This is a genomic window from Paraburkholderia sp. XV (assembly GCF_020177535.1).
Classification (GTDB): Bacteria; Pseudomonadota; Gammaproteobacteria; order Burkholderiales; family Burkholderiaceae; genus Paraburkholderia; species Paraburkholderia caribensis.
Map to the genome: position 1 here is coordinate 32397 of NZ_JAGUUD010000018.1, position 15084 is coordinate 47480.

Consider the following 15084-nt stretch of genomic DNA (forward strand, 5'->3'; position numbering starts at 1 on the left):
CGCATGAAGATGCGTACCGCCGCGCTGGCATTGGCCGCCGCGAGTCTTGCAACGGGGTGTGCAACGGGACCCGACCGGAAGCCCGGGGACCCGCTCGAACCGATGAACCGCGCGATTTTCGGTTTCAACGACGCGCTCGACCGCACGGTCGCCGTGCCGATTGCGAAGGGCTATCAGAAAGTCACGCCGCAGCCGCTGCGCCAGGCAATCAGCAACTTCTTCTCGAACCTCGGGGATCTCGACAACTTCGCGAACAGCCTGCTGCAGTTGCACATCAAGGACGCAACCGAAAGCCTGATGCGTTTCGCCATGAACTCGACGTTCGGTCTCGGCGGCCTCCTCGACTTCGCGACGCCCGCCGGCCTGCCGAAGCACAAGGAAGACTTCGGGCTGACGCTCGGCCGCTGGGGCGTGCCGTCCGGTCCGTATCTGGTGCTGCCGCTGTTCGGCCCGAGCTCGTTCCGCGACGGCCTCGGCTATCTGGTCGATTTCCGCGCCAATCCGATTTCCTACATGGGTTGGGAGTACAAGTATCCGTTGTACTTCGTGCAGTTCGTCAGCGTGCGTTCGGATCTGCTCGGCGCGACGACGCTGCTGGAGCAAGCTGCCCTCGACAAGTACTCGTTCGTGCGCGACGCCTATACCCAGCAGCGCAAGTCGATGTTGCGGGGCGCCAACGCGCCGGCTTCGGCGTTGCCGGACTACGGCGACGACGAGGATTCGGGTGCGCAGGCGCCTTCGGGTGCATCGGGCACGGCGCCGACCACCGTACCGGGTGCGGCGCCGCTCAGCTTGCCGAACTACGCGGACCCGGGCCAGGCCGAGCCGGCGGAAGGTGCGTCGGGCGCGGGCGGCGCGAAGCGTGCGCCGACCAACGACGACAGCGTGCCGAAATACGAAGATCCAGGCGAGGGAGCCGCGCCTTCGACGGCGGTGCCCGCTCCCGCTTCGCAGTAAGACGTCGTTCCCGGCGCACCAGACAAAAGCCCCGGCTGGTCATCCGACCAGCCGGGGCTTTTTTTTTAGGCGTTCTCAGGCCGCCGTTGCGTCAATGCGCTGCGTCTGCTTCCTGATCCACGTCTTCCGGGCGTTCCGAAGCCAGCACGGGCGTTTGCTGCTGCATCGCACGCAGGCTCTCGCTGTAGCGCTCGAACGCTTCGTCCGAATAACGGATCTTCGTGCGGCCATGCGGCGCCGGATTGCCGTTCGCATCGAGATTGACGAACACCATCTTTTCGACGGTCAGAATGCTCTTGCGCGTGATCTTGTTGCGCACTTCCGCGCGCAGCGTGATCGACGTCGTGCCGAAATGCGTAGCCGTCATGCCCAGTTCGATGATGTCGCCCTGACGCGCCGAGCTGACGAAGTTGATCTCCGACATGAACTTGGTCACGACACGCTGGTTGTCGAGCTGGCAGATCGCGTAGATCGCGGCTTCTTCATCGATCCAGCGCAGCAGGCTGCCGCCGAACAGCGTGCCATTGGGGTTCAGGTCTTCGGGCTTGACCCATTTGCGTGTGTGGAAATTCATTGCGGTCCCTCTTCGGAAATAGCGCAGCCGCGCTTCTTCGCGCGGCCTAGGGTTAACACCTAGCACTATACCAGATATAAGGGTTTTCCCTAGGTCATCAAGACCAACACACTATTTCGCTATCCGCATTGCCGGGGCGTCCGGCTCAAATGGAGACGAGCGCGCCCGAGCGCTCCAGCACCTGACGGGCGGCGACGAGGGAAGCGCGGGCCGCGCGGGCGTCGGCGGCGACTTGCAGCAGTCCGCCGAGCTGCGACGGCTGACGCGCCAGTTCGCGCAGGATGGGGCCGATGGCTGTCGTGCCGTCGTCGCGCAGACCGGCCGTCGCGGCGGACGGCAGCGTACGCCATGCCGGATCGACGATTGCCCTGCAGACGACGAACGGCAGGCCGTTCGCCTCGGCTATCGCGCCCGCAAGGTGAGATTCCATGTCGACGGCGAGCGCACCTGTCGATGCATGCAGCGCCGCCTTGTCGGCTGCGCCGACAAGCGGCGCGGCCACGCCCGCAATCGGCCCGCGCCGCAGCTTCGACGCCAGCGGCGCCGCGCCGAGCGCGGTGGCGATACGTCCCGCCCAGCGCAGATCGGTCTCGACGACGCCGAGCGGACTGTGCACGCTGCTCGCGACGATCAAGGTGCCCGGCGCGAGATCGGGCGCGAGTCCGCCAGCCGTGCCGAAGCTGATGATCCCCGCACAACCCCGCGCGACCGCCTCGTTCAGCGCGCGCTCGAGCAGATCGGCTCGCGCCGCGTACACCGCTTCGACGCCCTTGCCACGCGCGATACGCGCTTCGAACGCCATGCCCGTCACGGCGATGACGGGCAGCTTCGTGTTCATCAGATCAGGCCGGGCCGCCATCACAGACCGAAGGCGACGCGCTTCTGGCCCGCGCGCATCAGATTGCGGTAACGCGCGAGCGCCCACAGCGGGAAGAACTTGCGATAGCCGTGATAGCGCAGATAGAACACGCGCGGGAAGCCCGTTGCCGAAAAGCGCGTCTCGTCCCACAGGCCGTGATCGCGCTGCTCGCTCTTCAGGTACTCGATGCCGCGCGCGACGGCGGGATGATCGACATAGCCCACCGCCATCAGTCCGAGCAGCGCCCATGCCGTCTGTGACGGAATGCTCGGCGCCTTCTCGTAGCCGCGATAGTCGAGCTTGTAGCTGGTGCCGTCTTCGCCCCAGCCGCCGTCGGCGTTCTGGATCGACACCAGCCACTGCGCGGCGCGCCTGACGCGCGCGTCGTCGTGCGAAATGCCCGCGGCGTTCAGCGCGCACAGTGCCGTCCACGTGCCGTAGATGTAGTTCATGCCCCAGCGGCCGTACCAGCTGCCGTCGTCTTCCTGCTCCTTGAGCAGATAGTCGTAGGCGCGGCGCGCCGGCTCGCTCGTCGCGGGCATTTCGCCAAGTTGGGCGAGCATCGACAGGCAGCGGCCGGACACGTCGGCCGTCGGCGGATCGAGCAAGGCGCCGTGATCGGAGAACGGAATGTTGTTCAGGTAGTACTGGGTGTTTTCCGGCTCGAATGCGCCCCAGCCGCCGTCGCTGCTCTGCATGCCGACCACCCATTCGCGGGCGCGCGCAATCGCGTCGGCGTCGACGTCCGATTGCGTCAGCGCCGCCGAGCGATGCATTGCCAGCGCGACCACGGCCGTATCGTCGACGTCGGGGTAATGCGCGTTGTTGTACTGGAACGCCCAGCCGCCCGGACGCACATTGGGACGGCGCGAAATCCAGTCGCCGCGCACATCGAGAATCTGCAGCGGACGCAGCCATGCGAGGCCGCGCTCGGCGGCTTCCTCGGCGCGCCTGTCGCCCGTCTCGAGCAGCGCGTGCGCCGCGAGCGACGTGTCCCAGACAGGCGACAGGCACGGCTGGCAATACGCTTCGTCTTCGTGGATGACGAGCAGCTTGTCGATCGACTGGCGGGCGATCGCGCGCTTCGGGTGATCGGCGGGATAGCCGAGCACGTCGTACATCATCACGGAGTTCGCCATCGCCGGGAAAATCGCGCCGAGACCGTCCTCGCCGTTCAGGCGCTCATCGACGAAATCGACGGCCGCCTTGATCGCGCGCTCACGCGAGCGCTTCGGGAACAGGCCGTCCGTCACGCGCAGCACACCGTCCACGGCCCGGAAAAACGCGAACCAGCTCTTGCTCTGGTGGCCCGAGCGCGGCAGCAGGCCCGTCGTGACGGGCGCGCCGCGGAACAGTTCGTCGATCCGCACGCCGCGCGGATTACGCGCGACAGGCCGCTTCGCGTTCAGTACCAGCAGCGGCACGATCACCGTGCGCGCCCAGTACGACACCTTCGACAGATGGAAAGGGAACCACTTCGGCAGCAGCATGATTTCGACGGGCATCATCGGCACCGCGTACCACGTCACGACGCCGAACAGCGCGAGCAGGATGCGCGTGAACACGTTCGCCGCTTCCGCGCCGCCGTGGGCGAGAATGCACTCGCGCGCGCGGACCATATGCTCGGCATCGACGGGGTCTCCGATCATCTTCAGCGCGAAATACGCCTTCACGCTCGCGCTGACGTCCATCGCGCCGTCGGTGAAGAGCGGCCAGCCGCCGTCGGCCAGCTGGATGCGGCGCAGGTAGCGCGCGATCTTCTGTTCCAGCTCGACGTTGGGCGTCTCGCCCAGGTAATGGACGAGCAGCACGTATTCGGCGGGAATCGTCGCGTCGGCTTCGAGTTCGTAGACCCAGTGCCCGTCGTCCCGTTGCGCGGCGAGGATGGCGTCCGTCGCGCGCGTGACGGCGGCGTCGAGCGCGTCGACGGGCGCTGCGCCTGTCGCCAGCGCGGCGGCCACGGGAGCGTGGTCGTCGATCAGCGTTCGAGGCAGTGCGTCGCCCAGCGTCTGGGTCATGGATAAATCGTTCATCGGCGTTCCATCGGTTCGTTCAATAGCGTATCGGCGGCCTTCTGGCCGGAGCGAATCGCGCCTTCGATGCCCGGCGGCAGACCGGTTGCCGTCCAGTCGCCCGCAAGCATCAGGTTGTTCCAGCGAGTGCGCGTGGCCGGGCGGCGCATCTCGTCGTCGGGTTGCGCGGCAAAGGTCGCGCGCGGCTCGACGCTCAGTTGCCACTTCAATGGCAGATCGGCCGACAAGCCTGTCACTTGCGCGACGTCGGCCCACAGCTTGCGCGCGAGTTCGTCGCGCGCCATCTCGGCAAGGTTCGCCGTGCGGTTCGGCGTACGGCTTGCCGCGTCGTAGACCGTCACCGACAGTCGTCCGTCCGACGCGATCAGCCAGTTCGCGCTCGCGTTGATTAGCCCCATCAGCGGCGGATGGCCGAGCGGCGGCTCCACCGCGAAATTGGCCGTCACGATGGCCGAAAAGCGGCGCGGCGCCTGCACGCCGGGCACCAGTGCCTGCATGACGTCGGGCATCACGGCCAGCACCACGGCTTCGCTCGCGCCAATTTCGATGCGTTCGCCGTCGTCCAGACGCAGCGCGGCAACGCGGCTGGCCGGGTTATCGGCAAACTCCAGCGCGTCGATCCGCGCGCCCAGCCTGATCGCTGCGCCGCCATGCTGCAAAAGCCGCAGCGCCGGTTCGACGAAAGCGGAGCCCAGGCCGTTGCGCGCAACGAGCGGCCGGCTGGAAGGCCCGCCCGCCGCGAGCGTGTCGCGCAACACCGCGCCCACGAGGCCGGCCGTCGCCTGACGCGGCTCGATGTTCGTCAGGGCCAGCAGGAGCGGATGCAGCATGCGGTCCCACAGCGGGCCGTTGCTGCGCATCGACTGCGCGACGGTGCGGCCGGGCTTCGCCAGCAGCAGCGGCACCACGGACAGGTAATCCGTCCATTGCGTGTCCGGCACGCGCGCGCCGGCCTCGAAAATCCACGCCGGAAACCGTCCCGACGACATGCGGACGGTCCAGCGCCGGTTCGTCGCCAGGTCGACGAACGGGTATTCGGGCTGTGTCGGCCCGACGAGCTCGTCGGCGGAACCGATCGCGCGCACGTAGTTCAACGTGGCCTGCTGGCCGGACAGCACCAGATGATTGCCGCTGTCGACAGTCGCGGCCAGCGTGCGATCGTAGTACGTGCGGCAGCGGCCGCCCGCCTGCCCGTCCGCCTCGTAAAGCACGACCTGCGCGCCGCGCCGTTGCAACTGCACGGCGGCGGCAAGACCGGCCAGCCCCGCACCGATCACGTGAACCAGCTTTCGCATCAAAAGAAAGCGTAGCGCGCCACGATCGCCAGCATGCGCAATTTCGGCTTGCTGACTTTCGTGCGCGGAATGTCGAAGCCGCGTTCCAGCGTGCGTTCGAGCAGCAGTCGATACACGCCCGACATGATGCGCGGCGCCTTGACCTGCGCGCGCGGCTGCGCGTCCATGATCGCGTCGGCGGCGGCGAAGTGCTGCTTCGCGCGCTCCGCAAGCGTCGCGCAGACGCGCGGCAGCGAGGGATCGTCGGCGATCGTGAGCGGATTCGTCGCCGCGATGCCTTCGCGCGCCAGCAGCTCGTACGGCAGATAGCAGCGGTTGATCTCCGCGTCCTCGTCGATGTCGCGCAGGATGTTCGTCAGTTGCAGCGCGCGGCCCAGATGGTGCGACAACTCGATGCCCGGCTGCTCCTGCATCCCGAATATCCTCACCGATAGCCGGCCGGCTGCGCTCGCGACACGGTCGCAGTACAGGTCGAGCGTGGCTTCGTCGGGCGCGCAGATGTCGGCGGCGGCGTCCATGGCCATGCCGTCGATCATCGCGTGGAAGTCTTCCCGCTGCAGATGAAACGTGTGGATGTGCCGCGTCAGCTCGAGCAGCGACGCGCGCGGCGAACCGGCGTAGCACGCGTCGATGTCCGCCCGCCAGCGTTCGAGGCCCGCGTCGCGCTCGGCGCGCGGCAGGTCGCTGTCGGCGATATCGTCGACGGCGCGGCAGAACGCGTAGACCTGGTACATCGCGTCGCGCTGCGCAGGCGGCAAGATGCGCATCGCGAGATAAAACGAGCTGCCCGAGCTTGCAGCAGCTGCGTCAGTTTGTGTGTCGTCCACGACGAGATTGGAAACGGCCAAGACGATCTCCGCTGAGACACCCCCGAGGGGGCGATCAAGAAGTCATGCCTACCCGCAGGGCAAGCCGCCCGCGCGCGCGGACACGCGCGAAACGCCGGCCGAAAGACCGGAAAACGGCCAAAAGTATACCAACCTTTCATAGCGGACGCAGGAACAGCGGGAAGCCGCTTGGGCGTGCCATCGCGATCTGCCTCGACGAAGAACGAAGTGTACCGGCGACAAAGTGCGCGGGTCTGCCTACGCGCAGGCACTCAAAAGATCTCGAAACACTATCTCAAATTAAGAGTTGTCTGAGAGTCCTCTGGCTAGTTACAGACTACATTTAGTCCCGCAACGCAATGCACCAAGACGCCTGATAACCGCGTGCGGCGCTCACAGCATGCTTTTGAACCATTCACACTAATTTTTCGCAATAAAAATATCACTACGCAAATTTATATTCACGCGGGTCGCATTTTAATTTTCTGATTTAAAAACTGCTGAATTGGATTATTGATTTTAAATCATATCAAGGAATAAAGATGAAACTGTATATGCTGTTTATCGCTCCCGCTTTGGCCGCATTTGCACTCGCGACGCCGACCTTCGCCGCCGAGAACGACGAAGCCGTGATTCGCCAGATGGAAGAAGCCTGGGTCCAGGCGAGCATGCATCACGACCGCGACACGCTGAAACTGCTGCTCGACGACTCGTATCGCGAAATCACGCCGTCCGGTATGGCGCGCTCGAAGAGCGACGTGCTGAATGCATCGCCGGCACCGTCCGGTTCGACGCAAACGCTGCAGTACATGAAAGTTAGCGTCGACGGCGATCAGGCCGTGGTGACGGGCGAGAACCGCTTCATGGCGCCGGACGGCCAGCAAGCCGTGTTCGCCTTCAAGGATGATTTCGCGCGCCGCGACGGCCAGTGGCGCGTCATCGGCTCGTGGATGAGCCGCAAGTAGATCGATTCGCCGCAGCGGGCCGGCGCCCGCTGGCCGGCAAACATCCCAGAGACCTTCAGATAAACGCAACCGACCGGTTGCGTCCCTGCCGCTTCGCGCTGTACAGCGCCGCATCCGCCTCGTTGATGAGCGCCTCGTAGGCAGGCACGCCCGCTCGCGCGGACGCGCCGCCGACACTCGCCGTCACCGGCACGTCGACGCCTTGCACGTCGACCGGCTTGTCGCCAATCGTATTGCGGATTTTCTCCGCGACCAGCATCGCGTCTTCCAGCGGCGTGCACGGCAGCAGCAGCGCAAACTCCTCGCCGCCGAATCGCCCGAACGTATCCTGCGCGCGCACGACGTGCGACACGCGCTGCGCCATATCGCGCAGCACGGTATCGCCGACCACGTGACCGAACTGGTCGTTGATCTTCTTGAAGTGGTCGAGATCGAACAGCAGGATCGACAGATCACCGCCGTACCGCTGCCAGCGCGTGTATTCGTCGCGCAGACGCGCTTCGAAGTAACGCCGGTTCGCGATGCCCGTCAGCCCATCGCGGTCCGCGTATTCCTGCAGCTTCGCCACGGCCTCCTCGCGCTCCCGCTGCATGATGCTGACGTGCGTCACGTCGGAGACCGTCACGCAAACGGCCTCGACCTCGCGCTCGCGCATGATCGGCATGAACGTGCAGTCCTGCTGCATGAAATCCACGCCGCCCGTGATCGGCCGGTCGTGATCGAACTTGAACAGATAGGGGCGCTGTTCCCACGAACTGAACGCGAAGCTGCCGAGCTGGAACACGCTTTCGAGCTTGCGTGTGAGCCACACGCGCGGCAATTCCGGAAAGCTCGCGAAAATCGACTTGCCGACCACCTGTTGTGCCGACAGCCCGCTGTGATCGTGCATGAAGCGATTCCACATCAGCACGTTCATCTGACGGTCGAGCACGAAAATGCCGAAGCCGACCCGTTCGACGACCAGGTCGCTCAGCGTGGGAAGCGGGGCATTCATATGCTGGAAAGCAGTGCGTCCAGCGCGGAACTGAGATGGCGGATCGAGTCTTCCGCCATCAGCATCACGAGGTGGGCGCGGAAACTCTGATCCTCTAACGCGAAATTCACTTCGACGAGCAGCGCGACTTCCCAGGCGAGCACATTCGGCTGGAACACGTCGTCAAGCGACATCGCCGCGCCGAGCAGGCCCGGCTGCGAGAACACGGGGGTGCGCCCAAGCTGGTCGAGAATGCACGACACGCACGCGCCCGTCAGGATGTTCGCGACGTCGAACACCAGCTCCTCCTGGGTGGTCGCCTCATATGCGGACTTCGCATACGGATCGCTCACCAGCGAGCAAAGCTGCTCGATGCTGCCGCTACGGCATATCACCAGCGCCTCGCCCTTGATGTCCGAGCGGAAGCCCTGTCGCACGGCGCTCACGGGCTCGTTGATGCCCGTCATCTCGCGCAGCGCCGACGCAGCCTCGCGCACGGCGACGACGCGCACGCGCGGCACGGACAGTTCGATGAACGCATCCAGCAGCAGAGCGAGGCGCGTCGCGGCCTGGCCCATCGCCAGATTGGCGACCTCTTGCAGCGCGTCGCGCTGATCTTCGTTGAGGACTGGCTCAGACATACAACCCGTACTCCTTGAGGATGGGAAGCACCGCCTCGGTAGTCACGGGCTTGGGGATGAATGCGACCGCGCCGAGGGTGCGCACGCGTTCCCTTGCCATCGGCTGGACATCGGCGGACACGACGATCACGAAGGTATTCAGGTCCTCGTGCTGCAGGGCCTCCAGAACCTGATAGCCCGTCATGTCGGGCATCGTCAGGTCCAGAAACATCACCGATGCGCGCCCCTTGCGATAATGCTCGAGCGCTTCGCGTCCGTTGGACGCGTAGGTAATGTCGACATCCCAGCCTTCCGGCAATGCTTTCGTGAGCACCTTGCGGGCAAGCAGCGAATCGTCGGCGATCACAATGGGCAAAGACATGGCGGCGGGCTGGAAACGGAGTGGGTTCTTGCGTGTTAACGGCGCTGCGCGCGCGAACTTGAGTCGCCGCTCGCGCGGTCGCGCGCCGCAGCCTCTCCAGCAGCGGCGAAGCGGGAACCCGAAACGGTCGGCACGAACAATGCTGACCCCATCTGGCGCGGCGACGGGCGCACCCGGCGGCTGGTGCTGCGCGCGCGGCGCGCAGCCGCTGCAGCGTGCACGCAATGGACAACGGCAATGACCGGCATTTTCGAAGCCTACCCCGTAGATAGTGCTGCGGCGGCAAGACGGCGTTCATGGCTCCGTGGTGCCCCGCTGGTCGGCGCGAGGGTCTGTCCGGTCTTGCATGGCATGCAATGCCCGGTCCCCCGCACGAAATTCGCCCGATCATGGCGGGCTGATTATTTGTCTGAGCGCGATTTTCGAATCAAATTGGCGAAAAGGCAACTCGTCAGAATGCTTTCGACGAACGAATTTAACTCGTTTGGCTCGGATTCGAGTCAAAACGTAAGCATTTGTCAGATAAAAGATCGTCTTTATACTTTTGTGTACGTTTGCGCTTCCGGATTCGTCGCTGATTCACGAACTTGTATGACTAAAGCGTCCCGCCCCCGCAGGCGCGGCCTCGGCGTCTGCTTTGTTGCATTGCGCGCGAGCGGATGGTCCACTAAACCTATGATGAGAACACACACCTCTTCAACCGGCCGCGCGCGCGGCTTGCGCCATGACTGCTGACCGGCCCGATTCCGCCGACACGAATGCCCCCGACGAACGTGCCATCGGCACACGGCCCGACGAAGCGCTTTTTCCCGCCGTACCCGAGCAGAACTTTGCGGTCCGCCGCCTGACGCTGATCGCGCTGCTGGTGGCGGCCGTCGTGGTGCCGTGCGTGTTCGTGGCGGCGATGGCGTTCAGCGACCTGCGCACCCGCGAGGACGACGCCACCGATCTCACGCTGCGCACCGTGCGCGTCGCGGAAGAACACGCGCTGAAAGTGTTCGACATGAACGAGGCGCTGGACGCGCGCGTCGTCGATCTGGTGCAAGGACTGGACGACGACGGCATACGCGAACGCGAAGGCGCGATCCACGAGAAGCTGCAGACCATGGGCGGCGGCTATCCGCAGGTCGCGGCCGTTTCGATCTTCGGCCGTGACGGCACGCTGCTCGCGAGCAGCCGTTTTTATCCGGCGCCGCCCGTATCGATCGATCATCGCGAGGATTTCGTCGGTATTCGCGACGGTCAGGTGCTCGAACATGTGTCGAAGGTGATGGTCGGGCATGTCGCGGGCGAGATCGTGTTCAACACGGGCGTCGCGCGGCGCGGCGAGGACGGCGGGTTCGCGGGCGTCGTGTCGGTGGCGCTGCGGCCCAGCTACTTCGCGGCGTTCTACCGCGAGTTGCTCGGCGGCAACGACTCGCCGATGACGATGGCGCTGACGCGCTCCGACGCAGCCGTGCTCGCGCGCTATCCCGTCGGCATGCCGTCGAAGGCGGAAGAGCCCGTCCGCCACAACGCCTACACCGACGCGCTCGCCGAAGGGCGGCGCGCGGGCGTCGTGCGAGTACGCTCGGCGCCCGACGGCGACAAGCTGATCGTCGCGTTTCGCCGCGTCGGCTCATATCCCGTGTATGTGACAGTCGGCTACCGGACGTCGGCGATCTGGGCCGCCTGGTATCGCCATCTGAGCGTGCTCATCCTGTCGACGTTCGTGCCGTCCGTCGTGCTGTGGTGCGTGATCTGGCTGTCGCTCAGGCGCCTCGGCGCAGAAGAGGAAGCGTGGGAGCGCTGGCAGGCGGAAGCGTCGATGCGCCGCTCGATCGAATCGGCCTACCGGCAGTCGCGCAAGATGGAAGCGCTCGGCAATCTCGTCGGCAGCGTCGCGCACGACTTCAACAACCTGCTGATGATCGTCTCGGCCAATGTGCAGATCGTGCGGCGGCGCGGCGCGGCGGCGTTCGACCGCGAGTTGTCCGCCATCGAGCGCGCGCTCAAAAGCGGCCAGTCGCTTACGCGGCAATTGCTCGGCGTGGCGCGCAAGCAGCCCTTGCGCAGCGAGACGCTCGACGTCGAACGCTGGCTGCCGGGCTGCCGCGATCTGCTGCGCGCTTCGCTCGGCGCGAAGGTCGCGCTGGTAATGGACGTGGGCACAGGCGTGTGGCCGATGCAGGTCGACGTCGCCGAACTCGAACTCGCGCTGATCAACGTCGCCGTCAATGCCCGCGATGCAATGCCGAACGGCGGACGCTTTACGGTGCGCGCGAACAACGTGACCTTCCGTCGCGAGGACGGCTTTCCGATCACGGGCGCGTTCGTGCAGTTGTCGCTGGAAGATACGGGCGTCGGGATGCCGCCGGAGATCCTGTCGCGCGCGTTCGAGCCGCTTTTCACCACCAAGCCGAAAGGCATGGGCACAGGTCTCGGCCTGCCTCAGGTGTTCGCGTTCTGCGAGCGCTCGGGCGGGCTGGCCGCGATCGACAGCGCGATCGGCGCGGGCACGTCGGTGCGCCTGTATTTGCCGCGCGCGACCCAGGCGCCCGAAGTCGAGCGGCCTGCCGAGCCCGTCGCGGAAGAGATGGGCGCGCCGCATGGCCTGCGCATTCTGCTCGTCGAGGACAACGACGAAGTCGCGGCGGGCACGGAAGCGTTGCTGCAGATGATGGGCCACGACGTGACCTGCGTGTTCAACGCCGACGCGGCGATGGAACGCTTCGACGCCGCGCACGCGAGGCAAAAGGAGACGGGCGAGCCCTTGCCGTTCGACCTCGTGATCTCCGACATCCATATGCCCGGCACGCTGAACGGCATCGATCTCGCCGAACGCGTGCAGGCTTTCGAGACGAAGCTGCCGGTGATTCTCGTCACCGGCTATGCGGAGGAGCTGGAGCGCGCGCGTCACGTCGACGTGCGCGTGCTGTCGAAGCCGTTCGATATCGCGCTGCTCGACAAATTCCTGCAGACGCTACAGCGCGATCTCGCGCATACGCCGACTCACCCTGCCAGTTGAGCGGGCGTTTCGCCCCGGGGATTACCGACTACATTTGTAAAAAAGCGCGCCATGCGACGGGCGCGCTTGCGTGGGCAACGGCCCCCGCTGGCGCCTGTCTGTCCGACAGTTCCCGTCGCGCCGCGCTCGCGAAGCCCGGCATGAACGTTGCGCGTATACCGTCACAGCGGATGCGGTGGTGCATTGCCGTATCCACCCAGAAAGCTGACGGAGACAGACATGCGACACACCGTGATTGGTCTTTTCGCCACCTACGCGCAGGCCGAAAGTGCGCGCAACATGCTCGTGCAAACGGGCTTCGCGTCCACCGACATCGATCTGCAAGCGAACCCCGAAACGCCTGCCGACGCAGCCGCCGATGCCTCTCCCGGCGTGATTGCCAATATCGAACGGTTCCTGTCGAGCCTGTTCTCGAGCTCCGGCCCGACCGCCCCCGAAGCCGAGCGCTACACCGATGCGGTGCGGCGCGGCGCAGTGCTCGTGGCCGTGAACGCCGCGAGCGAATCGCATGCGGAGCTCGCGCGCAACTCGTTGAGCAAGCTCGGGGCGATCGAAGTGAGCGAGCGGGCGCCCGATGCCAGGATGCCCACGCCCGAGGCGAGACGCGAGCACTCGGTGCTCGACGAGTTGGGTATCGGGGGTAGTGGCAGTCTGGCCGCGACGCCGACAGCGGCGGCGCAGCCGTCGAGCGATGCGCTGCGCGCCGAGGAAGACGCCCGCAACCGCGCGCGCATGGATGCGCTGCACGGCGTGCCTCCCGCCGACGAAGCGTCCGCCCAGGCCCTCGCGGCCGCGAGTGCGCCGGGCGCGGGTGCCGTGATGCGGCCGGATATGCCGCCGCCGGAACCCTTGACGACGTTCCCCGACGAGCCGGTTCAGCATCCCGATTACGGCGTGCCCACGTCCGCCAGCCGGCCGGCCGCGCCTCAGGGCGATACGCCAGCGGCTGCGGCGATTGCGTCGGCGGGCATCGCCGGCTCAGGCGCCGTGATGACGCCCGACACCGCCGAGCCGGCGCGAGCCATGCCTCAACAGGTGCCGGATGAATTCCTCGAGTATGAGGAGGATTTCCGCACCCACTATGACGCGGAGTACGCGCACGAAGGCTTGCGCTATGACGAGTATGTTCCGGCGTATCACTACGGCGCGACGATGGCCCGCGAGATCCGCTATCAGGATAAGTCGTGGGACGAGGTCGAGCCGGACGTGCGGGAGGATTGGGAGCGCGACAAAGCGGTAGGCAGCTGGGAGCGCTTCAAGTCTGCCGTGCGGCATGGGTGGGATCGCGTGACGGGTCACCACCACCGATAGTCTTCTTGCTTCGACTGGCAAAGCAACAAAATAACGCGGCGCCCCTGATCGGGCGCCGCATCGTGTGAAGGCGGGGCGCGTTCAACCCGCGTGCCGCTTCACCCAGTCAGCGTATCGATCGACGAACTTCTGCAGGAACTTGCGCGTGTCGTCGGTGGCGATGTTGCCGTTCTCGTCGATCTGGCCAGCCGTATGCTTGATGAACATCTCCGGTTGGGCAAGTGTCTGCACGTCGAGATACGCCAGCACGTTGCGCAGATGCTGTTGCGCGAGCGCCGTGCCCGTCGCCCCCGGCGACGTGCCGATCACGGCGCCCGGCTTGCCGCCCCAGACGCTATGGCCCCAAGGGCGTGAACCCCAGTCGAGCGCGTTCTTCAGTACGCCGGGCATCGAGCGGTTGTATTCGGGCGTGACGAAGAGCAGGCCGTTGGCAGCCTGGATCTGCTGCTTAAAATGACGCGCGACTTCTGGGAAGTCATCGTCGTAGTCCTGGCTGTAGAGCGGTAGAGCACCGATGTCGAGAAACTCGAAGGAAAAGTCTGAAGGCGCAAGGGAGATCAACGCCTTCGCCAGCTGCCGATTGGTCGAGTCGCGGCGCAAGCTGCCGACGACCACTGCAATGTGATAGGCCATGTGTTCGTTCCTCGGTTGGCGCGAAACGCGCAAAAGGGGATGCAGCCCGTCAATCATAACGGTCGATACGGCATCCCGAAACATAGCCTTATCGCCCTTGTTATGACGCTTTTGTTACCCGCAGTGGATAAACCGCGGTACGCAAAAGTTATCCACAGATTTTCTGGATAACCCTGTGGATAGGTCGAATGTTTGCCTTATCAATCAAGCGCGTCGTCGGCCTGTCGCAATACGCAACAAACGGCGTGCAAGCTCACCTGCCGCTACAGCTTCGCGTCGGGGGCAGCGATTTCAGGGTGCCGGGCGCGGTGCTTGCGCTATCACCCCTTTGAGGATCAACGGGAGGGATAGATCATGACCTTGCATCACTCTGGCAAATCTCACGATGAAGCAGTCGCTGCACGAAAGGAGCACAAGCCTCGCGCGCTCGAACAGCCGGGCGGCGAAATGGCCGTGGAAGGCACAGAGGCGGATGAAACGCACAGCTGCGGCGAACTTTCCGAGCGCGGAAAGCAGGTCTGGCGGACGGGCAGCGGACTCGATGGAGGCGGAAAGGTCTGATTTGCGCGGGCCGCATATAAGAAAGGGCGCTCAAGAGCGCCCCTTACTTTGTGACTGACGACTTAGTTGCCGAAAAATACGTTGCAA

14 protein-coding genes are annotated in these 15084 nt (G+C 65.2%); 5 read left to right on the forward strand and 9 right to left on the reverse strand.

The features are described 5' to 3' along the window. The first annotated feature begins 3 nt into the window (after positions 1-3). Complete coding sequence (locus KFO72_RS12230) at positions 4-957, forward strand: VacJ family lipoprotein (RefSeq protein ID WP_225032225.1); 954 nt, start codon at positions 4-6, stop codon at positions 955-957. A gap of 91 nt (positions 958-1048) precedes the next feature. On the opposite strand, the gene KFO72_RS12235 is transcribed toward KFO72_RS12230, so the two are convergent. From KFO72_RS12235 to hpnD, 5 genes are all read right to left on the reverse strand, one after another. Further along, the gene (locus KFO72_RS12235) at positions 1049-1531 is read right to left on the reverse strand and encodes an acyl-CoA thioesterase (RefSeq protein WP_060604537.1); all 483 of its coding nucleotides are present in this window, start codon (positions 1529-1531) and stop codon (positions 1049-1051) included. 145 nt (positions 1532-1676) lie between these two features. Next, positions 1677-2390, reverse strand: coding sequence for a phosphorylase (locus KFO72_RS12240; protein ID WP_054933206.1), 714 nt, complete (start codon positions 2388-2390; stop codon positions 1677-1679). Further along, positions 2390-4423 (reverse strand): squalene--hopene cyclase, encoded by a 2034-nt coding sequence (shc, locus tag KFO72_RS12245; RefSeq protein WP_054933207.1) that lies wholly within the window; start codon positions 4421-4423, stop codon positions 2390-2392. Before shc ends, KFO72_RS12240 begins: the two co-directional genes overlap by 1 nt. Further along, entirely contained in the window at positions 4420-5718 is a 1299-nt protein-coding gene (gene hpnE / locus KFO72_RS12250; protein ID WP_225032226.1) for a hydroxysqualene dehydroxylase HpnE, read from the reverse strand. The genes shc and hpnE overlap by 4 nt, the downstream gene beginning before the upstream one ends. Next, positions 5718-6566 (reverse strand): presqualene diphosphate synthase HpnD, encoded by an 849-nt coding sequence (gene hpnD, locus KFO72_RS12255; RefSeq protein WP_035998735.1) that lies wholly within the window; start codon positions 6564-6566, stop codon positions 5718-5720. Before hpnD ends, hpnE begins: the two co-directional genes overlap by 1 nt. A 521-nt stretch (positions 6567-7087) precedes the next feature. On the opposite strand from hpnD, the gene KFO72_RS12260 reads away from it, so the two are divergent. Beyond that, on the forward strand, positions 7088-7510 hold the full coding sequence (locus tag KFO72_RS12260; RefSeq protein WP_176052740.1) for a nuclear transport factor 2 family protein: 423 nt from the start codon (positions 7088-7090) through the stop codon (positions 7508-7510). 55 nt (positions 7511-7565) lie between these two features. Here the strand turns inward: KFO72_RS12260 and KFO72_RS12265 are convergent, their stop codons facing one another. The 3 genes from KFO72_RS12265 to KFO72_RS12275 are packed head-to-tail and all read right to left on the reverse strand — an operon-like array spanning position 7566 to position 9485. After that, positions 7566-8504, reverse strand: coding sequence for a GGDEF domain-containing protein (locus KFO72_RS12265; RefSeq protein WP_060604549.1), 939 nt, complete (start codon positions 8502-8504; stop codon positions 7566-7568). Further along, complete coding sequence (locus KFO72_RS12270; RefSeq protein WP_035998741.1) at positions 8501-9124, reverse strand: chemotaxis protein CheC; 624 nt, start codon at positions 9122-9124, stop codon at positions 8501-8503. The genes KFO72_RS12265 and KFO72_RS12270 overlap by 4 nt, the downstream gene beginning before the upstream one ends. Beyond that, complete coding sequence (locus KFO72_RS12275; RefSeq protein WP_054933211.1) at positions 9117-9485, reverse strand: response regulator; 369 nt, start codon at positions 9483-9485, stop codon at positions 9117-9119. Before KFO72_RS12275 ends, KFO72_RS12270 begins: the two co-directional genes overlap by 8 nt. 724 nt (positions 9486-10209) lie before the next feature. Between KFO72_RS12275 and KFO72_RS12280 the strand changes: the two genes are divergently transcribed. Together KFO72_RS12280 and KFO72_RS12285 are read left to right on the forward strand one after the other, a co-directional pair. Next, complete coding sequence (locus KFO72_RS12280; protein WP_225032227.1) at positions 10210-12492, forward strand: hybrid sensor histidine kinase/response regulator; 2283 nt, start codon at positions 10210-10212, stop codon at positions 12490-12492. Positions 12493-12711: 219 nt separating this feature from the next. After that, positions 12712-13803: a hypothetical protein gene (locus KFO72_RS12285; protein ID WP_225032228.1), complete on the forward strand. Its 1092-nt coding sequence runs from the start codon at positions 12712-12714 to the stop codon at positions 13801-13803. 81 nt (positions 13804-13884) lie between these two features. On the opposite strand, the gene KFO72_RS12290 is transcribed toward KFO72_RS12285, so the two are convergent. Beyond that, a complete protein-coding gene (locus tag KFO72_RS12290) occupies positions 13885-14436 on the reverse strand; it encodes an NADPH-dependent FMN reductase (RefSeq protein WP_225032229.1) in 552 nt (183 codons plus the stop codon). A 354-nt stretch (positions 14437-14790) separates the two neighbouring features. Between KFO72_RS12290 and KFO72_RS12295 the strand changes: the two genes are divergently transcribed. Continuing rightward, complete coding sequence (locus KFO72_RS12295) at positions 14791-14997, forward strand: hypothetical protein (protein ID WP_054933259.1); 207 nt, start codon at positions 14791-14793, stop codon at positions 14995-14997. Positions 14998-15084 lie beyond the last annotated feature (87 nt).